The following is a 21,503-nucleotide window of genomic DNA, read 5'->3' on the forward strand; positions in this document are numbered from 1 at the left end:
TCACCGGAAGGTGTTGCGGGGATCAATCGGTGGGTCACTGTGTTCGCTGATGCTGTCGGCCACGCAGCTGAGCAGGCGCTGGTGCTGGAGCGCGAACTCACCCAGTTGCGCAACGAGTGGCAGAGCATGCTCGAAGAGGGGCGACGCCGCGCGGGCCGGGTCCGGGCACCGAGGCGCACATCAGCGGTGCTGATGGTGCTCGAGGGCCTCCCCGGGACCCCAATCCTGACGCCCGCGACTGTGGTCCGCATGCACGGCACGTCCCTGTCGGGCGCCGCGAGCGCCCTGAGCGAGCTCGCTGAGTACGGCATCCTGTCCACCGTCTCCATTGGGCGGGGGAACCGGGCCTACATGTCGCCTGATGTCCTGAACCTGATCACCGTGCGCGAGCGCGCCCTTGCCAGCCCCGCGTTCGATACCGCGGTCTCGCCCCCGAGCTGGAAGGTGCCTGCCCTGCCGCCCGAGGGGCGGTGAGCGCCGCCGCCTGTTGCGCATTCAGCTAGGCGCTTCGACGCGCCGCCCAAGGGGAGTTGACGGGGATCGCCGGCACCCGGATCTCCAGACGATCATTCATACCAAAAATATACGAGGCCTTTCGAGGATGTAGACGCGATCCTACGTTTCCGCAGGTAGAGGCACTGAAGAAGGGCCGCACCAGAGGCCGACATTGGTAGAGGGCCGCAGGCGGGGGTGTACGAACACCGCGCTGGCGCCTACTGCGCCATGTCCTTGAACCGCGAATAGTGCCCCTCGAACGCCACCGGGATCGTCGCGGTGGCGCCGTTGCGGTGCTTCGCCACGATCAGGTCCGCCTCGCCGGCGCGCGGCGACTCCTTCTCGTAGTAGTCCTCGCGGTGGATCAGCACGATCAGGTCCGCGTCCTGCTCGATCGACCCGGACTCGCGCAGGTCGCTCATCATCGGGGTCTTGTCCGTGCGCTGTTCGCTGCCGCGGTTCAGCTGCGAGATCGCGATCACCGGCACCTCGATCTCCTTCGCGAGGAGCTTGAGGGCACGGGAGAACTCCGACACCTCCTGCTGACGGGACTCCACCCGCTTGCCGGAGCTCATCAGCTGCAGGTAGTCGATCACCACGAGCTGCAGATCGTGCTTCTGCTTCAGTCGGCGGCACTTCGCGCGGATCTCCATCAGCGTCATGTTCGCCGAATCGTCCATGAACAGGGGCGCGTCCGAGATGCGGCCCATGGCGCGGGCGAGGTTCTGCCAGTCCCGGTCATCCATCGTGCCGTCGCGCATGCGGCTCATCGGCACCTGCGCCTCCGCACTCAGCAGACGCATCGTGATCTCCGTGCGGTCCATCTCCAGGGAGAAGATGACGGAGGTCTTCCCGTTGTGGATGGACGCGGAGCGCAGCACATCCATGCCGAGCGTGGTCTTACCCATCGCGGGTCGGCCGGCGAAGATGATCATCTGGCCGCCGTGCAGCCCCTGGGTGAGCTCATCGAACTGCTGAAACCCCGTGGGGATGCCGGACACTTCGCCGCCGCGGCCCTGCACCGCCTCGATCGTGTCCACCGTTTCCTCAATGGTCTCCGCCAGCGGCACGAAGTCCTCGGAGGCGCCGCGCTCGGTCACGGCGTAGATCTGCGCCTGCGCTTCGTTGACGACCGCGTCGACCTCGCCGCCTTCGGTGGCGTAGCCGAGCTGCACGATGCGGGTCCCGGCCTCCACGAGCTTCCGCAGGGTGGAGCGCTCCGCGACGATGTCGGCGTAGTAGCCGGCGTTGGCGGCGGTGGGCACCATGTCGATGAGGTCCGCAAGGTACGCGGAGCCGCCGATGCGCTGCAGTTCGCCGCGCTTGGAGAGCTCATCGGACACGGTGAGGAGGTCCGCCGGTTCGCCGCGGCCGTACAGGTCGATGATCGCTTCGTAGATGAGCTCGTGCGCGGGGCGGTAGAAGTCGCCCGAGCGCACCCGCTCCACCACGTCCGCGATCGCGTCCTTGGACAGCATCATGCCGCCGAGGACACCGCGCTCCGCTTCGAGGTCCTGCGGCGGCAGGCGGTCCATGCCCGGGTCGCTGCCGGGCTCGTACACCTGGTTCGTGCTCATTGATGCATCCTCCCCCGCCGGTGCGCCGTCGCGGCGCGTCAGTCCATTGTCGTGTTCAGCAGCTCAAGAACACGCCCCGGGTCCGTATCCGGGTTGGTGAACACGAGCCGAAGGAGTGTCTCACCTTCGTGCTTCGTGGGCACGCACAGCATCTGACCGTCGTGAGCAAGTCGCTCCGACCAGGCGGTGTACTGCTCCGGGCCCCAGCCGACGCGGCGGAACACCACCACGGACAGCTGCGGCTCCACCACCACCTCGAGGTGGTCGGCGGCGCGGATCCCGTCGGTCACCTCGCGGCAGATCTCCAGCGTCCGCTCGATCGCGGCCGTGTACTTCGCGGTGCCGTGCGTGGCGAGGGAATACCAGAGCGGCAGCCCGCGGGTGCGGCGCGACAGATGCGCCGCGAGGTCCGACGGGTTGACGTCCGTCCGCACGATCTGGTCGAGGTACTCGGCGTGCTGGGCGTGCGCCTGGTACGCGAACGTGGGGTCGCGGTACAGCAGCGCGCAGCAGTCGTACGGCGCGAACAGCCACTTGTGGGGGTCCACGATGAAGGAGTCGACCTCCTCGATCCCCTCGAAGCGGTGACGCACCGACGGGGCCGCAAGCGCCGCTGCGCCGTACGCCCCGTCCATGTGCACCCAGAGGCCGCGCTCGTGCGCGACCCGCACGACGGACGCGAGGTCATCGACGATACCGGCGTTGGTGGTGCCGCCGGAGGCGACGACGGCGAACACGTTCGGGTGCTCATCGAGCACAGGGGCGAGGTTGTCGCCGGACAGCCGGCCCTGCTCGTCGAGCTCCACGGTGACGACTTCGCAGTCGAGCAGGGACGCGTTGGAGCGGATGGAGGAGTGGGCGCTGGTGGCGCAGGCGATGGCGAAGCCCTCCGGCGGCCGGCCGTTCGGGTAGCGCCCGTCGGCCTCCCACTTAGTCTTCGCACGCTGCCGGGCGGTGGCGAGCGCGGACAGGTTGCCGGCGGTGCCGCCCGCGACGAAGCAGCCGGCGCCGCCGTCGGGCCAGCCGGCGAGGTCCATCAGCCAGTCGAGGACCTGGTTCTCGGCGAAGATGGCGCCGGCGCCGCCTTCCCAGATGCCGCCGAAGACGTTCGCGGCGGACACCACGAAGTCGAACGCGACGGAAGCGCGGGTCGGAGCGCCGGGGATGTAGGCGAGGTTCATCGGGTCGTCGGCGGAGCGGGTGGCGGGGTGGAGCACTTCGTCGAAGATGCGCATCGCTTCGGCGTGGCCGATGCCGTCCTCGGTGATGGTGGCGCCGACGTCGGCGGCGAGGGATTCGGCCTGCCTGGCGGTGGACTTCGGGTCGTTCGCCAGCGCGGTGTGGCGGCGCGCCCAGTTCTGGGCGGCGTCGACAGCGGCGGTCTCATCGCCCCACACGGAGGACACCGGGCGCGGGTACTTGTCAGTGTTCGAGTTGCTCACGGTTGCCGATTGTCTCACGGACCGGAACAGTGCGGCACGGTTTTCAGCGGGTGTGGATCAGCGGCGGCCCGACGGGGGCCGGTCAGTCGGTGGAGGCGGCGCGGAAGGCGCGCAGGCGCAGACTGTTCGTCACCACGAGCACGCTCGACAGCGCCATCGCCGCGCCAGCCAGCATCGGGTTCAGCAGCCCCAGCGCGGCCACCGGGATCGCGAGCACGTTGTAGAAGAACGCCCAGAAGAGGTTCGTCCTGATCGTGCCAAGGGTGCGGCGGGACAGGCGGATCGCGTCGGCCGCGGCGCGCAGGTCCCCGCGCACCAGCGTGATGTCCGAGGCTTCGATCGCCACATCGGTGCCGGTGCCCATGGCCAGGCCCAGATCGGCCTGAGCGAGTGCGGGGGCGTCGTTGACGCCGTCGCCGACCATCGCCACGACCCGTCCCTCGCCCTGCAGGCGGGAGACCACATCGACCTTGTCCTGCGGGAGGACCTCGGCGATGACCTCGTCGATGCCGACCTCGGCAGCGACCTGCTCGGCGACGCTGCGGTTGTCACCGGTGAGCAGCACCGGCTGCAGGCCGAGACTGCGGAACTGGGCGATCGCCTCGTCGCTGGTGTCCTTGATTTCGTCGGACACCACGAGGACGCCGCGGGCGGCGCCGTCCCAGCCGACCACCACCGCGGTGCGGCCCTCCGCTTCGGTTGCTTTCTTCGCGTCGGCGACCTCGGCGGGGATCCGCATGCCCTCGTCGGTGAGGAACGCGTCGCGGCCGACCGCGACGGTGCGTCCATCGATGACGCCGCGCACGCCCCTGCCCTCCACGTTCTCGAAGTCGCTCGGGGTGGGGAGGGTGCCGAGCTGGTCGGCGGCCCCGTCGGCGATGGCGCGGGCGATGGGGTGCTCACTGTAGGCCTCGAGTCCGCCGGCGGCGGCGAGGACCTCGTCACGGCTGGTTCCGTCGGCCGCGGCGACCTGGTGGAGGGTCATGGTGCCGGTGGTGACGGTGCCGGTCTTGTCGAGCACGACCGTGTCCACCTGCCGGGTGGATTCGAGGATTTCGGGGCCCTTGATGAGGATGCCGAGCTGGGCGCCGCGGCCGGTGCCGACCAGCAGCGCCGTGGGGGTGGCGAGGCCGAGGGCGCACGGGCAGGCGATGATGAGCACCGCAACAGCGGCGGTGAATCCGGCGGCGAGGGGGAAGCCCGCGCCGATCCAGAAGCCGAGGACGCCGACGGCGACCGCGATCACCACGGGCACGAACACGCCGGAGACGCGGTCGGCGAGGCGCTGGATCTCGGCCTTGCCGGACTGGGCGTCCTCCACCATGCGCGCCATCTGGGCGAGCTGCGTGTCGGAGCCGACGCGGGTCGCGCGCACCACGAGGCGACCGCCCGCGTTCACCGTGGCGCCGGTGACGGTGTCGCCCTCGCCGACCTCCACGGGCAGGGATTCACCGGTGAGCATGGAGGCGTCGATCGCGGAGGTGCCGGAGGTGACGACGCCGTCGGTTGCGACCTTCTCACCGGGGCGAACGATGAACTCCTCCCCCACGGTGAGCTGCTCGATCGGGATGGTGTGCTCGCGGCCGTCGCGCAGAACGGTGACGTCCTTCGCGCCGAGTTCCATGAGGGCGCGCATCGCGTCACCGGCGCGGCGCTTGGACCGCTTCTCGAAGTAGCGGCCGAGCAGCAGGAAGAAGACGACGCCGGCGGCGACCTCCAGGTAGATGGAGTCCAGGCCGCTGCCGTGCGACAGGGTGATCGCGAATTCGTGGCGGGTGCCACGGTCACCGGCGGTGCCGAAGAACAGCGCCACGATCGACCAGAGGAGGGCGGCGCTGGTGCCCACGGAGATGAGGGTGTCCATGGTGGCGGCGCCCTGTTTGAGGTTCGCCCAGGTGGCGCGGTGGAACGGCCAGCCGGCCCACACCACGACAGGTGCGGCGAGGACAAGGGAAGCGAACCCCCAGAAGTCGAACTGGAGCGCCGGGATCATCGCCATGAGGATCACGGGGATGCCGAGGACCGCGGAGCCGATGAGGCGCTGCTTGAGGGAGGCGAGCTCTGCTTCCTCCCGCGCCTCGACGGGGTCGGAGGCGGCGGCGCCGACGGATGCCTGGGGGCCGTCGGCCCCCTCCCCCGCGCTGGCGGGGGCGGCCTTCGGCTGCGGGAGGGTCGCGGAGTAGCCAGTCTTCTCGACCACGGCGATGAGGTCCTGCGGGTCCATGTCCTCCGGGACTTCGATCCGCGCCTTCTCGGTGGCGTAGTTGACGGTGGCGCTGGCGCCCTCGACCTTGTTGAGCTTCTTCTCGATGCGGTTGGCGCAGGACGCGCAGGTCATGCCGCCGACTGCGAGCTCAACGAACTTCGTGCCGCTGCTGAGGGGAGTGTCAACGGACATGGTGGGCTCCTTCCGCTGCGCTGGGGGTGGTGAGGCCGACGGGTGCTGCGGCGACTGGGGCGGAGGCAGCGGCGCTGTGCGTCCAGTCGTCCACCACGGAGTCGGGGATGAGCCAGGAGCCGAGGAGGGCGGAGAGTGCGAACACGGCGGCGAGGATCAGCGCGTAGATCCCGAGTCGCGCTGGGGTGCTCATGGGCTTCTCCTTCCGGCGCGCTTGGGCGCCACGAGTCGGTGACACCATCGACACTATACCCCTCAGGGGTATCAAACAAGGGCGAAGGTCACATTCCATGGCGTCGTGCACACGCGTGTTCCGCTGAGATGCCGAGGAGTCCGGCCGGGTGCTACGGTGCTTCTACTCGGGGCTATAGCTCAGCTGGTAGAGCGCGTCGTTCGCATCGACGAGGTCAGGGGTTCGACTCCCCTTAGCTCCACGTAAGATGAGAAAATCGAAACTTGCCCCGCCCGATGGCGGGGCAGTTTTGTTTCTGCGGTGACGTGGGCCGGGGCATCGATGCTGGTGTGGGCGAGGACGCTGGCTGTGGTCTGCTCGGGAGTGTAGGTGGCGTTTTCTTCGTCGTCGATGGTGATGCGGGTGAACAGGGCGCGGTTGAGGATGCGTCGTTCGGCTGGTTCGCACTTGTTGTAGAGGTCGTCGAGGTCGACCAGGAGTTCAGTGAGCTGGTCCACGCCTGTTCGGGCCTCGGCGTAGGTGTCGGTGAGGTTGTCGAGCCGTGTGTTGATCTGGTCGAGGCTGGCGCGGATGCGGTCTTGTTCGCTTTTGAGGAGGTCGAGGGGGATCGCGTCGGCGTAGTGGGCTTGGACGAGTTTGAGGCGTTCGGCTTCGAGTTTGTCGCGCTGGGCGGTCAGGAGCTTGCGTTCGTCCTCGCTGGATTCTTCGAGTTGGTCGAACACGTCGTTGAGGACCTTCCGGACGTGCTCAGCCTGGGTCTGGGTCAGGGAGTTGCGCTGGTAGGTGCGTTCGATCTCGGCTTCGGCGCGTTCGGCGAGGATCGCGGATCGGGTGCAGTTGGTGGTCTTGCGGCGTCGTCCGGAGCAGGTGAAGTACTCGTAGCGGTCCCCGGACTTGTCGCGGGGGCGTTCGAGCATGAGCTTGGCTCCGCAGGCGCAGTACAGGGTGCCTTTGAGGTAGTGGTCGTACTTCTGGGGTCGTTCGCCGCGGGCGTTGTTGGCGTCGAGGTTGGTTTGGACCCGCAGCCACGTCTCGGCGTCGACGAGGGGCTCGTGGGTGCCGTCGTAGGCGACGCCGCGGAAGGTGACGGTGCCCTGGTAATAGGAGTTGGTCAGGATCTTGTGCAGCCCGGTCGTGGTGACTGGCTTGGCCGGCTGCGAGGGGGTGGACCGGGTGGTCAGGCCGCGGGCTGTGAGTTCCTTGGCCAGGCGCGACAGGGACCAGTCCCCGGTGGCGTAGGCGGTGAACGCGAAACGGACGAGGTCGGCGCGTTCGGGGTCGATCTCGATCTCGCGGGACTCGCGTCCTCGGGCGTCGGTGGTGCGGACGTTGAGGTAGCCCAGAGGGGCTTTGGTGGGGGTGCCGCCGATCGCGGCCTTCTGGGTCATGCCTTTGAGGACTTCCTGGGCCAGGTTCAGCGAGTAGAACTCGGCCATGGAGGCCAGGATGCCGTGCATGAGCATCCCTGAGGGGGTCTCGTCGATGTTCTCGGTGACCGAGACCAGGCTGATGTTCGCATCCCGCAGCGCGGCGTGGATCTTGGCGTCATCTAGCCGGTTGCGGGCGAGGCGGTCGACCTTGTTGATGATGCAGTACCGAACCGGATGCGTGGTCGCGTAGTCGAGCATCTCTTGGAGCGCGCGTCGTTGGGCGGTCTTGGCTGACTCGCCTGGCTCGATGAACTCCTTGATGATGACCGCACCGAGCTGTTTGGCCTTGCGCTGCGCGGCTTCGCGCTGGGCCGGGATCGACAGGCCCTCTTCCAGCCCATTGCGGGTGGCCTGATCCTTGGTGGAGACCCGCAGGTAGCTGATCGCCGCCACCTTCCCTTCACTCCCGGACGCTGTGGTGTCTGGGCTTGGTGTGGTGCGGGCGAGGCGTCGAAGGCCTGAGATGTCGAGGCCGGAGAGTTGATCGAGTGTCATGGTGACCGCCTTTCACAGGCCCCCACATGTCTGGGGGCGGGTGGGGCGCCGGAGGCGGTCACGTCAGAGTCGAAAAGAACACCCCGCGAACGGGGCTTAGCAAGAGTAGGTGCCAACAGCGCCGAAACTTGATGTGGACCCACTTTAGCGTTCGGCTGCGAGCAGGCGACGAAGATGGGCGCCGGACTGCCCGACGGGCTGGTCGCCGGCGGTGCGCAGCGCGATCCGGATCAACACCTCCCCAACCTTCGCGACATCGATCTCCTCACGCGGCTCATACCGCACGCGCAGGGGCCGATCCGCCTCGACGCGGGCCGCGGTGCGGTGATACCGGCGCACCATCCTCATCCACCTTCAGGACCCAGAACATCGTCGCGAACCTCATCGGTCGCCGGGTCGATCCGGTCATCCAGGCTGGCGTAGAAGGCGTCTTCGGCAGCCTGTCGTTCGTTGACTTGGTCGATGACGTATTGGACGAAGTCGGCGTCTCGGTCGGTGATGACGGACTCGTCGTGGGTGGGTTGGGGTTCTTCGCCGGGCCAGGTGGTCTGTCGGGTGGGTCGGTCGCGGTCCAGGCGGGTGCCGGAGGCGGTGACCCAGTCACGGAGGCGGTGGCGGGCTTCGGCGAAGTCTCGGTGCCATCCTAGGGGTGCGGAGCCGTTTTGTTCGGGGTCGTAGGCGCATAGCCAGTGCAGGTGCAGGGCGGACAGTTCCCACAGAAGTTCGGGGTGGCGGTGCCAGTAGGACGGGATGACTGAGGCGGGTAGGCCGTAGGTGTGGCGGAGCCAGTCGACCCACCGGTTCAGCTCCAGCAGTTCGGCTTCCAGATGCTGCGCCGATAGGAGGTTCCAGTTGATCGGGTGCGGTGGTTCGGGCAGCGCGTTGGTGTCGGGGGTGTGGGGGTGGTCGTCGAGGATGCCGGGGTCGTCGTACTGGTCGTCGGGATCGGGGCCGTGTGTGTTCATGTTCGGTCCGCCTGGGTCACATGCTGAGGCTGTCGGCAGCGGGCGTGGCCTGGTGGTGCTGGGGTGGTTCGAAGGCCTGCCCCGCGGCGTCGCGGTTCATGGCGTGGCGGGGTGTGCGGTCGACGTCGTAGCGGGTGCGGGCGGTGTCGTGGCCGATCTTCTTGGCGACGAACTCCTCGCCGGCGACGGTCTGTCCGTCGCGTTCGTAGGTGTAGTCGTGGGCGTAGCCTTCGGCGACGAACTGGTCGCCTTTGGTGAAGCGTTCGAAGGCGCGTTCGGCGGTGGCGCGGTAGAGCACGAGGTTTCCGAAGGAGGGCTCCAGTTTGGTGAAGGTGCCGTCTTCTTCGCGCTGGAAGTTCTCCTGCCCGAAGCGGGCGCAGAAGCGGGCATCGCCGCGTTCGGTGTAGGTCAGCTGCGGATCGGATGCGATGAACCCGGACAGGGATTCCTGGGTGCGGATGGCCATGACGCGGTACCTCTCAACTCGTGGACTGCAGCCCGCTGGTGGTGTGGACTGCTGGTACCGGTCAGGTGCACCGACCGCCCCGGGCTACTCGTCCTGCGCTGCAGGTCCGACCTGGAGAAGCTGTTCCAGTTCACGACGATCCCGCTTGAGGGTGTCGGCGTCGGGACGGGTGGGCCAGGCGGTCAGGTCGGTGATGATCGGCGGCGCGGAGCGGAGCAGGGTGACGCCGGTGCCGAACGGGAGGGTGCGGATACGGTCCGGTGGCAGGATCGGCACCCGCCGCACGGAGCGCTGATTCGACCTGGTGCCGTGGTCACCGAGCGTGACGGAGTCGGTGTATTCGTCGCGTTCACCGATGAGGGTGGTGAGGTCTTGGAGGTCGCGGCTGTTGGAGGCGCCGCCGAGGATGAGTTTCACGATGGCGGCGTCCCAGATCGCGCCGGCTTGGTGTTCGGACCACTTGTCGCGTGCCTGGGCAAGTGTTTGGAGGACGGGCAGTGTGGTGATGCCGGTGCCGCCGCCTTCTGCCATCAACGTGGGCAGGGACGGCAGGGGCGCGAGGTTCCCGATCTCATCGAGAGCGAGCAGCAGGGGTGGGTCGAGCCGTGCGCCGGGTGAGCGGGCAGCGAGGCGGCGGGCGGTTTCGATGAGGTCTTCGAAGAACGCCGCCACCAACGCCGCGGACGCCCCGGCACCAGCACCTGTGGCCAGCAGGTAGAGGGTCCCGGACTCGCGCAGGAAGGCCTCGGGATCGAATGGGGTCTCGTTGTCGCGTGGTGTGACCGCGTCGAGCACACGGGGGTCGGCGAGGGCGCCGAGGGCGAGGGCGACGCCTTGCCAGATGGAGTCACGGGTTTTGGGGTCGGCGTCGATCATCGCCCCGAGAGAATCGGACCACCCAGCTGCCGCGTAGGGGTGGTTGGTGAGGATCGCGACGGCTTCGGCTGCGGCGGCGGGTCGAGGGTCCACCGAAACAAGTCCGCCGGCTTTCGAGAGTCCAACGCGGCGGCGTGGAGGAGGGCTTGGAGGGCGGTGCGGGTCTTGCCTTCCCAGAACCCACCTGACTCGACTCCACCGGCCGACAATCCGGTGGCAGAAGCCAGGCCGGTCGCACGGATCATCGCTGTGAGCGGGTCCTCACAGCCGCGGACGGGTGACCAGCGCATCCCCGCCGGGAGTCCTTCGGCCAGGTGCTGGGGGTCGAACACCGCCACCGGGCCACGGCGCTGCCGGGCGCGGAGAGTGGCGGTGAGGTTGTCGGGGCGCGTGCTGGTGGTGACGACGGGGCCGGGGGCGTCGAGGATGGCGGGGATGACGATGTGCAGTCCCTTGCCTGAGCGGGGTGGGCCGATCAGCAGGATCGAGTCCTCCACACTCGCCCACACCCCAACCCCTTTCGACGTCCCGAGCCGATACCCCACCTCACTCGGGGCCGGGTCCTGCAGCGACGGCCGCAACGTCGAGGCCCGTTTCAGCAGGGCCTTCTCTGAGGCGACCTGGGCGACCTCGTGCCGCGTCGCGATCCCCGCCAACCGATGCGGATCCACCTCCTGAGCGTGGGAGCGACGCCGCCAGGCGACCCATCCCCAGCCGCTGAGCGCGACTAGGGCGTGTCCGGTGAATCGCGGAGCCAGAGGATGATCGCGGCGATGGTGAGTTCGGAGCGGTAGTAGGCGGCGCGTTTGGTGAAGCGGGTGGCCAGCGCGCGGAACTGCTTGAGCCGGTTGAAGCAGCGCTCGACGACGTTGCGGCCCTTGTAGATCTCGGTGTCGAACGCGGGCGGGCGCCCGCCTCGGCTGCCCCGACGTAGCCGGTGGCCGGCGTGGTCGGCCTTCTCTGGACTGGTGAACGCGATGCCCCGGGCGCGCATCGCTCGCCGGGTCGAGGGGCTCGAGTACGCCCTGTCGGCGAGCACCCGGTCCGGACGCTTGCGCGGCCGACCCGGCCCGTCACGCTTCACGGCGACCTGCTCCAGCAACGGCACCAGCTGCGGGTTGTCCCCGGCCTGGCCGGGCGTGAGGATCACGCTCATCGGCAGTCCGCGCCCGTCCGTGGCGAGGTGGATCTTGGTCGTCAGTCCGCCGCGCGAGCGGCCGAGTGCCTCACCCGCGAGGGCGAGATCGTTGACCCACCCTGTCTGACAGCCCCCTTTTTGCGGGCTCCCGCCGCATGGTGATGAGCCCGCACGTGCGTGGAGTCGACCGAGAACACCCACTCGACCTTCCCGACCGCGTCGTCCTTGACCTGCACGTGGTCCAAGATCTTGTCCCAGGTACCGTCCGCGGTCCACAACCGCAACCGCTCGTGCGCCGTCTTCCATGGGCCGTACTTGGCCGGCACGTCGCGCCACGGCGCCCCGGTGCGCAGCCGCCACAAGATCGCGTTGATCACCTGCCGGTGATCACGCCAGCGCCCACCACGCCCGGTCGCGACCGGCAGCAGCGGCTCGATCCGCGCCCACGCCGTGTCAGTCAGCTCACCACGCCCCACACCCACAACCCGGACATTACCGGACACATGCCAAGAACATTCGCAGGACAGGGCCTAGTCCAGGCAGGGCCACCGCGGTGGTGACCCAGTAGATGACCGGGCTGAGTCCCGGGGCCCCCAACGCGACTGCGGGGTTGCCGGGGTTGAACAGCACGCCGGTGCCGGCGGCCCAGCTCGCTGTGGGCTGGGGTGCTCCGGTGAGGAACGCGGCGACCGACCCGGCCGCGCGGAGGACGAGGGTGAGGAGGAACAGGGCGATGAGGCCGATGAGGGCGGCGTTGGTCAGTTCCTCACCCATCGACCCACTCTGCCGCTGCTGCGCACTCACGACGCCCCCTGCACGATCACGGTCCCAGAGGCCCGCCCAACCACCACCACCGGACCCAAGGCAGTGTCGGGTGGGGTGATGGTGCCGTTCTCATCAGCCGCCACTTCCTCGCTGACCTGGGCGACGAGCACCGTTTCACCGGGCAAAAACCCCACCAACCGCTCCGATTCCACTGCCCGAGTCGCTTCCTCAGGTTCAAAGCCATCAGCGGCAGCTTCTGGACCAGTAGGGGCCGCGTGTCCGGTTCGGGTTCGGGGGTGCGGCGTGGTCGGTGGGCGTGGATGATGTCGGTGAAGTGACTCCCGTCGGACTCATACACATCCACCCGCACGGGAACGCAGCGGTGCTCGGTGAGGTCATCAAGGATGGCCGCGAAGTCACCCCGACCCCATACCTCACCCGCCGGTGGAAGATGCGGGCGCTGGTCCACGGCCACAGCCAGGGTCCCGGTGGTGTCGACGGTGATGACCACGTGCCGCAACACCACCGGCACTGCCTCGCTCGTGTCGTTGCGGCGGTGTCTCAGGGCGGGAAGCTTGGGCATTACTTGACTCCTGCGGTGAGACGGCGGCTGGTGTCGAACAGCTCCAGCTCGCCGGGGTGGAGCTGGTGCTGGATCACGAACGAGCGGTTCTTGATCCGCCACAGCCCCTGACCCACGCCAAGGTTCGGCAGCAGGGTCTGTTCGGTGCCGGTCAGGCCGAGGGCGGTGGCGGTGGGGCCGAGCTGGTCGGATTCCTGGCGGTAGACGATCCGCGTCTCCGCATTCGCCAACAGACTGTTGGCCAGCGAGCGCATGGCGGAGCCTTCGTCGCCGACGTTGTCGAGGTCGGAGAGTTTGTGGAAGATCAGCATGTTCGCGATCCCGTAATGCCGGGCCAGACGCCAATGCGCGTCCATCCGCTTCAACAACGCTGGATGGGACATCAGTCGCCAGGCCTCGTCGTAGATCACCCACCGCTGCCCACCGTTCGGGTCCAATAGCGCGGATTCCATCCACGCTGAGCTGCAGGTCATCAACACGCTGATGAGGGTGGAGTTCTCGGTCACCCGGGACAGGTCCAGGCTGATCATCGGCAGATCCGGGTCGAAGGCCACGGTGGATGGGCCGTCGAACAGGCCGGCGAGGTCACCGGCGACCAGGCGTCGCAGCGCGTGGCCGACCAGGCGCCCGTCCTCGGCAAGGCGCCCGTCGGGGTCGTGGCTGGGGGTGAGGATGTGGTCGACGACCATCGGCAGGATCGGCACCTCGTTCTCCGCCACCGTCGCGGTCAGGGCGAGGTCGATCGCGGTGTGCTCCAACGGCGTCAGCCCCCGCGCCAGCACTGTTTCGGCCAGCGCGCCGATCAGGTCACGGCGTCGGGAGGCGACGGTGCTCGCCCACTCCTGGTCGGTGAGCCCACCGGGGCGGTGGCCCTCATCGAGTGGGTTCAACCGGGTGTGGAGGCCGTGGCCGAGCACGATCGCCTTCCCACCCACCGCTTCGGCGACCGCGGTGTGTTCGCCCTTGGGGTCGCCGGGGACGTAGACGCGGCGCCCGAACGGCAACGACCGCGTATACAGCGACTTCGCCAACGACGACTTGCCCGATCCGACGATCCCCGCGAGCACCAGGTTCGGGGCGGTGATGATCCCGCGGGCGTAGAGGACCCACGGGTCGTAGACGAAACTGCCACCCGAATACAGGTCCTGACCGACGAACACCCCATCCGACCCCAGACCGCCTTCGGCCATGAACGGATACGCCCCGGCCAACGTGGCCGAGGTGTCCTGATGCCGCGGCAACCGCAACCGGCCCGGAGACCGCAACGCCGCCGGCCCCGCCTCACCCGCCGCCGGCAGAAACGTCGTCGACCTACGCTCCTCCCGCTCCGCGGCAGCTTTCGCCTTCGCCGCCTCCCGCTCGACCCTGGCCTGCTCAGCCTGCAACCGGGCCGCAGCCTGACGACGAGCCTTACGGGCCTTGCGCCGCTCCGCGGCCGGGGACACCAACACCGCAGCGTGCAGCCGTTCCTTCTCGCCGCTCACAGCGACTGCCCCACCGAAGACGACGTTGCGCCACCCGCTTTGGGCGCGAACCAATCTGTGCCCTCGGCCGCACGACGCGGAGACTCAGAGGTGACACCGCTGAACGCGTCCCGTGCAGCGACGACCTCCTCCTCGTCGGGTGTGGGTGTGGTGTCGGGGTGTTCGCGGACCAGCCCGACATACCCCATCTGCGGATTGTAGGTCAGCACATACCCGTCGGCCTCGAAGCTGCGATCCCACTGCCCGCCCGGCAGCTCGTCGTACACCTCACCGTTCACGAACGCCGCGCCAGTGGTTTCGTCGCCGAAATCCCACTGCGCCAGATGTGCAATCCCCGCCTGCACCCCCTCCACATCAATCAGCTCCAGCACCTCATCGGCCTCACTGCCCTGGAGGAACACCACATTCACCCACCGCCGCGAACGCTCGGGCCCAGGGCTGGTGTGCCAGGCGATCCGACCAGAGGCTTCGTGCGCGCGCATCACCCGATCAGCAACCTCATCCAGCCCGTCGGCGGCCTGATGCAACTCATCAGCCGCCGCCAACGCCACAGCCTCCGCCGGCGCGCGGTCGTCGGTGAACGCGATGTCGCGGTGATCAGCATGAACACGAGACAGCTGGTCCAACACCTGCCGCAACAGCCGCACCGACCCCGACACCTCACCCAACACCCGATACGTGTGAGCCGGATCCTCAAACGCGCGAGTCGCGTGCGCCAACCCACGCAACCCCTCATAGGCCTCAGCACCATCCGCAACCGGATCAACAAACGTCGCCATCCCAACAGTCCTCTCTACGCAGCGGCGGATTGCCTACGAGGGAGGTGCGCAAGAACTTCCCCGAAGTCTCAGACCATGTTGCTAGCCTTGATTTCAGAACTACAGCGAGGGGACAACATGTCGTGGATCGAAGGTGCGAGCAGCGGCGACCCGAAGCAGAATGGAACAGGCCCCGGATTCACTAGATTCACGCCTGATGAATTTGACCGGCTGCGCAGACAGCACAATATTATGGTGTTGGTCGGTAACGGATTCGACATTCAAGCGCTACATGACTATTCGCAGCCCGTGGATTCGCGCTATGAGCCCTTCTTTCACTATCTAACGATGCGAAACTTCGACTCCGATAACGCGATCTTCTGCCATATGAACGAGGAGCTGAAGTGGCATCGGATGTATGGCGGTCACTCCAACTGGAGTGATGTCGAAGCCGCTGTCGCTGCTGCCCTAAAAAAGGATCCAGGTCAGGCGAGGGAATTCTTCGAGGATTTGCAAGACATTCAGGCCGCCTTTGCTCAATTCCTGCAAATTGTTGCCCCGAGCAGCCTCTTGGATAAGATTGGTGCCGATGCTCGAGATTTTAAGTGGGGGCACACCAGTCTGTCTGAGTTCCTGCGAGACTTCTCGGATGAGCAGCGCTTCAAATTGCTGCATTTCCCGGCCCGGATTGACCACTACCACCTTTTCAACTTCCTGTTCGTGAACTTCAACTACACCACGCTTCTGGATAACTACATCTATCTTGATCAGAGGCAGTTCGACCCTCTTAAGCACTCCACTGTTGATACGAACTTTCTGTTCAAGAATGATCCACGAGGGTTCTGGCGCCCTGGGCGGGAGCCCGACCTGGGGTACTCTGGATATGTCACCAGTGACGTAGTTCATCCGCATGGAGTTCTGAGTACCCCAAGGTCGTTGCTGTTTGGTGTTGACGCTGAGGATGACTACAAGAAGACCCGCACCCCAGCTGATCACCTCAAGAAACCCTACTGGTCTCAGGCTCATGCCCTATATCGTAATCACTTTACGCAGGCCGACCTCTTTATTATCTTCGGCTGTTCGCTGGGAGAGAGTGATGGCTGGTGGTGGCGCAACATAGTTCGTTCTCTCAGGGTAACGAAACGGCAGACGTGCTCGGATGCTCACCGATTTTCTCCTGGCGAGGTAGTTGAAGAGTCTGCAGAACTCATCATCTATCGCCGCCAAGACAGTGACGGGCACACAGTCGAATCAGTGAAGGAGAAGTTCCTGGAAGCAGCATCGGTTCCTTTGGAGGCAGGCTGGCGCCAAGAAGTCTTAGACCGCATCCACGTAATCATTTATGACGACGAGACTCCTCGTACTTTCCTGAATACGCGCCGACACGGCGTTCCTTCACACCTGCCGACACAGGGGTAGAGCTGCGGCAGTGAAGGCTTTGGCTTGTTGTCCTGCGAGGAGTCGGGTTTCGCAGTTGGCTTGGATGGCGGCTTGTTCGAGGGCGGCGACGTGGGCGTCGAGGTCTTCGATCGTGGTGGCGGTGATGGTGATCAGGCCGGTGTAGCGCAGGATGCCGTGGCCGGCGGTGAGGTCGGCTTCTTGCTGGAGGACATCGTGGTACTCAGCCGTCTGGGAGGCGTCTTCGATCTGCCCGATTTTGGCGCGTTGGGCTTGGTCGGAGATGTGCTCGACTTTCTTCTTGCGGATGTCGCGGGCGGCCTGGTCGGAGCGCATGGGGGTGCAGATCAGGGAGAACGACCGTTGGATCCCGTTGGAGAGCAGGATGGGTGAGAGGAATCCGGGGTAGACCATGGAGCGGGGCCATTCGCTGATCCACAGCACGGCGTGGTGGGCGGAGTCGGTGCGGATACGACTCCAGGTTTCGTTGACTGCGACCGGTCCGGCGGTGGCGAGGTCGTGGCCGATCTGGCCGTGGCGTTCCAGGGTGGCGGCGATGGCGGGGTCGTAGGCCGAGCGCAGGATGACAGCGATCTGGCCGGGGGTGAGCCACCCGGATGGGGTGAGGTCGGCTGAGCGGAGCGCGGCGGTGAGGGTGTTCATCTCTTGGCGCAGGACGGCGGCGGCGCCGCGGATACCGCCGCCGGCGGTGCGGATCTGCCGCGCCGCGTTTCTCATGTCGAGGGATAGGGAGAGGGTGGTGGCGTGGCGTTCGCCGGCGGGGCCGGCGCGGTCGATGAGTTCGGCGTAGGTGGTGGCAGCCCAGCTCGTGTCCTCGGGCTGGCCGTGGGTGGTCCACCATTCGGCCAGTCCGGTGCCGGAGTCGGGCAGGGTGCGTTCCAGGATCTGCAGGGTGGCGATCCTGCCGGAGCGGCAGACGGTGGCCAGGACGCGGCCCCAGGCGGTGACGCGTCGTTCTTGTTCGGCGGGGTCGAGGAGCACGAACGCGGGGTGGGTGATCTCGCACACCACCGTGAGCGTGTTCTGGTGGGGGTCGTGGATCATGCCCGCCCCCGTGGTCGGATCCTCGTACTCGCGCAGCCGGGCTTGGTCGCCGGGCAGGGCGAGGGTTCCGGCGGGGCGTGGGGTGACGATGCGACGCCGGTAGAGGAGTTGGCCGATGGTGGTGCGGTAGACCCACCAGCCGGCCACGGGCACCCACTCGATGACCGGGCGTCCAGCGACAGGGACCCAGGTGAGGAGGAGGGCGGTGGCCCAGATGGGGGCGGTGTAGGCCAGCCACATCCCGCCCCCGGCATACAGGGCGGTGATGATGGTGGCGATCGCGATCCCGACAGTGACCAGCTGAGCCGCGGACAGGCCAAGCAGGATGCCGCGCCGGGTGAGCCGGGAGAACTTCACCGGCACCAACTCCGAACCGGTCGCCTCCAGGTCGTGGCTGTTGTTCTTGGTGCGGCGGCTCATGACTGCGGCTCCTTCCCAGCACTCGACGGCGGTGGCGGATTGTCGGCGGGCGGCGGGTTCGGCACCGGCGCGGACGGTGCCACCTGCTCACCCGCACCCGGTGAAGACGATCCCGGTGGCTGTGAGCTTGGGGTGCTGGGCGGGGTGGGCTCCCCGCTGGCAGGTGGTGTGCCCTGCTGTGGCGGCGTCTCACCGGGTACAGGCGCCGGCGGAGTAATCCCACCATTGCCTCCGCCTCCGTTGGGGCTTGGGGTGTGGTCGGCGGCGTCTGCCGCGGTCTCGGCCTGCTGACCCACCTCGGCGCCGGCTTTCGGGCCCGCGGTGGCAGCGTCCTTGGCCACCTGCACCCCGACCACCGCAGCCGCAGCAGGACCCGCAGCGGCAGCAGACCCACCCGATGCCGCACCCGACCCGGAAGCCCCGGATCCAGCTGCTCCGCCAGTTCCAGCACCAGCTTCGGCACTGCCCTGGGAGGCCGAGGGGTTCGGGGTACTCGGTTTCGCCGGCTGCTTCCCACCACCACCGTTGCTGTCACCGCCACTGCCGTCGAGGACCTGCTGGGGGTTGCCCAGTTGCCGGTCGGGCAGGGGGATGGGGCGGTTGAGAGAGTTCTTGGCGTCTTGTTCGGCGCCGATCGCGTGGTACATGTCGAACCCGACGAAGCTGATGAACCGATACGTCAGGTAGGGGGCGAACGCGGCCATCGCCATCAGCACCACCCCGGCCAGCGGGTCACTGATCGAGGACAAGTCCCCATCAATCGGCGCGGCGACCTGGGTGATCGCAACCAGGAACATCACCACCAACACGAGCTTGGAACAGATCAGCGCGACCACGAACATCGCCCACTTGCTGATCCACCCCCTCGTGGCATCCCACGACGAGCCAGACAGGGCCAGGGGTGCGAACACGATCGCGACCAGCAGCAGAGCCTTGCGCACCAGCAGCGACAGCCACACGATTGCCGCGGAGCCGATCGCGAGACCGGCGAGGAAGATCGTGATGATCGCCCCCACCCCGGGGGCGGAGATATTGATCGCGGTCAGTCCGCCGGCGAGGATCGTGATCTTCTCGCCCATCGATTCGGTGGTCTCGCCGGCGGCTTGGACGATCCCGACACACAGCTGGTCGACCACCTCCAACAGCAGCCCGGTCAGGGTGATCACCACAAACGACCCCAACACGCTCTTGGCGAGGCCGAGGGCGGCCCGGGTGAGGGCCGTGGGGTCACGTCTGATGAGGCCGGTGATGAGTTGTAGGCAGAAGAACAGCAGCATCACGAACACCGCGATGCCGAACAGCAGGTTGTAGACCGACAGGTAGCCGGTACTGGTGATGTCGACCAGGGTGGTGGCGTCAAAGACGTTCCACACGGCCTCGAACAACCAGCCCGCGGCCGAGCCCATGGCCTGGGCGAGCCAGTCGAACGGGGCCGACACCAGTGAGGCGGCAGCCTCACCAGCGGTTTCGCAGACACCTGAGATGACGGGCAGATCACACACACCCACCGCATTCACTCCTCACACACGCGGGTTGGAATGGTTGGGTAGGGGGTTAGACGGACTGGCCGACGTTCCAGAAGAAGTTGATCAGCGTGACCGCGGCACCGCAGATGATCGCTGCCCCGCACGAGACCAGGACGCCGACCTTGCCGCGGCCGGCCAGGTGCGGGTTGGAGGAGTTCGCGCCGAAGCCCCACACGATCGCGGAGATGATCAGCGCCAGCACCGACAGGATCAGCCCGATCGTCATCACCGCCCCCACGATGTTGCGCAGCTGCGCGATCCCCGGCAGCCCATCATCATTCGGCGTGATGTCCACCTCCATCGGCAGCATCACCGGCAGAGTCGACAGATTCGGCACAACACAGCTCATCAAATCAAACACAGCAAGCTCCTTCGAAGCAGACGGCCGTCCCGCTGCTGCGGGCGGGCCCTTGGTTGGGTCTGCCTGTCAGGTGCGCGGGTATGGCCGGGCCCAGGTGCGCGCACGCAAGTCTGCCGGTGAGGCTGGCCCATGCTGGCTAGCAATCTCTGAGTGAGACTCCGTCATCAGCGGTCAGCTCACGAACTATCCGGCCGAGCTCCTTCGCGGTTGATCTTGTCATTGGCCCTGGACGGTTACGTCAGAACGGCATCCGCAAAAGGCGGCTAGAAAAGCCAACCGAAGATTTTGCGCCACCAAGGCGTCAAAGAGTTCTGATTGTCCGTGCATGACTGGTTCTTTCTGGTGGCCAGGGAAATCCAGCCACTCAGACGCGGATCTGTGGAATGAGTAATTGCCAAATCTGCGTAGATGAGCGTCAAGCCCCCATGGGCGCAAATTTTTTCCATGATCTGGGGTGGAATATCCTCGACGGCTACCCAGGGGGTGCCTTTCGCGTCAAGGATGTTGATCCCGTCCGTGGTGAGTCGGGCTAGCCAGCCAGGGGTGGGCTGCGGCGGTTCGTCGTGAGCGACTTCCGGAAGTCCTGCGCGCTCCATTCCTTGACGGACTGGGTCGATGCGGCCCGAAGAGCTGACGGTGACAATTGCTGGCGCGTGCACCCAAAGCTCGGGTGCCGCGGGTCCGGTGTCTCGCCACCAGACGTTGAGTTGGTCGCCCCCATCGATACTGTGCGTAACGGAAACGGATGGTGGCGGATTGCTGAAGATCTTGCGGTAGCGCATGGATTCGCGCTGTTCTCGCAGGATCATTCCCAGTTGGGCCCAAGCATCCAACTGGTGCGTGCGCTGCTTGGGAGGCGGCAGTTTCCCAATTACGTCGGAGAGCGGCCCGGGGCCCTCCTCCGTGAAGGCCCTCAGGATCGCAAAGCGGTACTGGTGATTGCTCTCGTCTAGCGCAGCGGAATTTTCATCCAGCCACACCACGAGCCGCACAGCTGAAGCAATGAGAAGCTCGGGGGTTTCCAGCGGACGCTTACTTGCTTCGATCATCAGTTCAAGCCCCACGTCAAGAAGGCCATCCACCAATTGATCGACGAGGGCTCCTTCCTCCAGAGCTTGGTTCGCGGCGCTCAGCACGGTATCCACCCCGGCCTGCCAGGCACTGCGCTCCACCAGCAGGAGCGCTGTCATTCTTTCGGTGTGAAGCTTGTTGAGTAGAGTGTTTCCTGCCCCGCTCACTGCTGGTTCAGGTGCTCCTAGAGGCACCAAGGCGTCTAGCGCCTTTAGTGCGCGGCGAGCGCGACCCGGACTGGAGTCGGGCAGGCACAAATGCAATACATCCCGGATCGTGCGCAACGCATTTTGGGTTGCCACATCGCACAGAGTTTCCTCGTTGCCCATTTGCAACACTGTTTCGGAGAAGAGCGCGACTTCGACAACCTCCTCAGTCTTATGAAGACGCGCGGCAGTCATGGCAATCACGGATAGGGTTTGAAGCTGCATCTGTACCCACGTCGCATGGTCGCGAACCAACTCCAGCTGGTCCTGCCGGACCTGGAAGGCCACGCGTGACCAGAGGCGGGCGATCGCAGCCTGCGAGGTGATGAAGGCCAACTGTGCGAAGTTGTGCATAGACACACTGGCCAAGGTCAAGGTTTCAGGGCTGTCA

Annotated in this window: 15 protein-coding genes, 1 tRNA gene and 4 pseudogenes; 3 read left to right on the top strand and 17 right to left on the bottom strand. The window is 66.6% G+C overall.

Annotated features, from left to right (window positions below; all coding sequences use genetic code 11):
- Positions 1 to 474: pseudogene (locus FHX50_RS10930) on the top strand (Fic family protein); the annotation flags it as partial.
- Between the two features lie 239 nt (positions 475 to 713).
- Here FHX50_RS10930 and dnaB read toward each other — a convergent pair.
- From dnaB to FHX50_RS10950, 4 genes are all read right to left on the bottom strand, one after another.
- Positions 714 to 2,072 (bottom strand): replicative DNA helicase, encoded by a 1,359-nt coding sequence (gene dnaB, locus FHX50_RS10935; protein ID WP_183377219.1) that lies wholly within the window; start codon positions 2,070 to 2,072, stop codon positions 714 to 716.
- A gap of 38 nt (positions 2,073 to 2,110) precedes the next feature.
- On the bottom strand, positions 2,111 to 3,514 hold the full coding sequence (locus FHX50_RS10940; RefSeq protein WP_343064098.1) for a pyridoxal phosphate-dependent decarboxylase family protein: 1,404 nt from the start codon (positions 3,512 to 3,514) through the stop codon (positions 2,111 to 2,113).
- A gap of 82 nt (positions 3,515 to 3,596) precedes the next feature.
- Positions 3,597 to 5,912 (bottom strand): heavy metal translocating P-type ATPase, encoded by a 2,316-nt coding sequence (locus FHX50_RS10945; RefSeq protein ID WP_183377221.1) that lies wholly within the window; start codon positions 5,910 to 5,912, stop codon positions 3,597 to 3,599.
- Complete coding sequence (locus FHX50_RS10950) at positions 5,902 to 6,105, bottom strand: hypothetical protein (RefSeq protein ID WP_183377222.1); 204 nt, start codon at positions 6,103 to 6,105, stop codon at positions 5,902 to 5,904. The genes FHX50_RS10945 and FHX50_RS10950 overlap by 11 nt, the downstream gene beginning before the upstream one ends.
- Positions 6,106 to 6,273: 168 nt before the next feature.
- Between FHX50_RS10950 and FHX50_RS10955 the strand changes: the two genes are divergently transcribed.
- A tRNA-Ala gene (locus FHX50_RS10955) sits at positions 6,274 to 6,346 on the top strand.
- A gap of 601 nt (positions 6,347 to 6,947) precedes the next feature.
- On the opposite strand, the pseudogene FHX50_RS12465 reads toward FHX50_RS10955, so the two are convergent.
- The 9 genes and pseudogenes from FHX50_RS12465 to FHX50_RS11005 form a co-directional block, all read right to left on the bottom strand.
- A pseudogene (locus tag FHX50_RS12465) lies at positions 6,948 to 8,030 on the bottom strand (recombinase family protein); the annotation flags it as partial.
- Positions 8,031 to 8,174: 144 nt separating this feature from the next.
- A complete protein-coding gene (locus tag FHX50_RS10970; protein ID WP_183377223.1) occupies positions 8,175 to 8,372 on the bottom strand; it encodes a hypothetical protein in 198 nt (65 codons plus the stop codon).
- A gap of 2 nt (positions 8,373 to 8,374) precedes the next feature.
- Positions 8,375 to 8,995: a hypothetical protein gene (locus FHX50_RS10975; RefSeq protein ID WP_221187348.1), complete on the bottom strand. Its 621-nt coding sequence runs from the start codon at positions 8,993 to 8,995 to the stop codon at positions 8,375 to 8,377.
- Positions 8,996 to 9,011: 16 nt separating this feature from the next.
- Positions 9,012 to 9,461: a single-stranded DNA-binding protein gene (locus tag FHX50_RS10980; protein WP_183377224.1), complete on the bottom strand. Its 450-nt coding sequence runs from the start codon at positions 9,459 to 9,461 to the stop codon at positions 9,012 to 9,014.
- 84 nt (positions 9,462 to 9,545) lie between these two features.
- A pseudogene (locus tag FHX50_RS10985) lies at positions 9,546 to 11,044 on the bottom strand (type IV secretory system conjugative DNA transfer family protein); the annotation flags it as partial.
- A gap of 20 nt (positions 11,045 to 11,064) precedes the next feature.
- A pseudogene (locus tag FHX50_RS10990) lies at positions 11,065 to 11,951 on the bottom strand (IS5 family transposase).
- A gap of 16 nt (positions 11,952 to 11,967) precedes the next feature.
- A complete protein-coding gene (locus FHX50_RS10995) occupies positions 11,968 to 12,249 on the bottom strand; it encodes a hypothetical protein (RefSeq protein ID WP_425485180.1) in 282 nt (93 codons plus the stop codon).
- 573 nt (positions 12,250 to 12,822) lie between these two features.
- A complete protein-coding gene (locus FHX50_RS11000) occupies positions 12,823 to 14,307 on the bottom strand; it encodes an ATP-binding protein (RefSeq protein WP_183377225.1) in 1,485 nt (494 codons plus the stop codon).
- Entirely contained in the window at positions 14,304 to 15,086 is a 783-nt protein-coding gene (locus tag FHX50_RS11005) for a hypothetical protein (RefSeq protein ID WP_183377226.1), read from the bottom strand. Before FHX50_RS11005 ends, FHX50_RS11000 begins: the two co-directional genes overlap by 4 nt.
- Positions 15,087 to 15,203: 117 nt before the next feature.
- Between FHX50_RS11005 and FHX50_RS11010 the strand changes: the two genes are divergently transcribed.
- Positions 15,204 to 16,484, top strand: coding sequence for an AbiH family protein (locus FHX50_RS11010; RefSeq protein WP_183377227.1), 1,281 nt, complete (start codon positions 15,204 to 15,206; stop codon positions 16,482 to 16,484).
- Here the strand turns inward: FHX50_RS11010 and FHX50_RS11015 are convergent.
- The 4 genes from FHX50_RS11015 to FHX50_RS11030 all read right to left on the bottom strand — a co-directional run.
- Positions 16,461 to 17,948, bottom strand: coding sequence for an SCO6880 family protein (locus FHX50_RS11015; RefSeq protein WP_183377228.1), 1,488 nt, complete (start codon positions 17,946 to 17,948; stop codon positions 16,461 to 16,463). The two genes, FHX50_RS11010 and FHX50_RS11015, sit on opposite strands and share 24 nt — an antisense overlap.
- Positions 17,945 to 19,456 (bottom strand): conjugal transfer protein TrbL, encoded by a 1,512-nt coding sequence (locus tag FHX50_RS11020; protein ID WP_183377229.1) that lies wholly within the window; start codon positions 19,454 to 19,456, stop codon positions 17,945 to 17,947. Before FHX50_RS11020 ends, FHX50_RS11015 begins: the two co-directional genes overlap by 4 nt.
- Positions 19,457 to 19,502: 46 nt before the next feature.
- Entirely contained in the window at positions 19,503 to 19,784 is a 282-nt protein-coding gene (locus tag FHX50_RS11025) for a DUF6112 family protein (RefSeq protein ID WP_222842926.1), read from the bottom strand.
- Positions 19,785 to 20,098: 314 nt separating this feature from the next.
- Positions 20,099 to 21,503: hypothetical protein (locus tag FHX50_RS11030; protein WP_221187349.1), on the bottom strand; the 1,405-nt coding region annotated here is incomplete at its 5' end.

Origin of the sequence: Helcobacillus massiliensis (assembly GCF_014191425.1) — a bacterium.
Taxonomy (GTDB): Bacteria; Actinomycetota; Actinomycetes; order Actinomycetales; family Dermabacteraceae; genus Helcobacillus; species Helcobacillus massiliensis.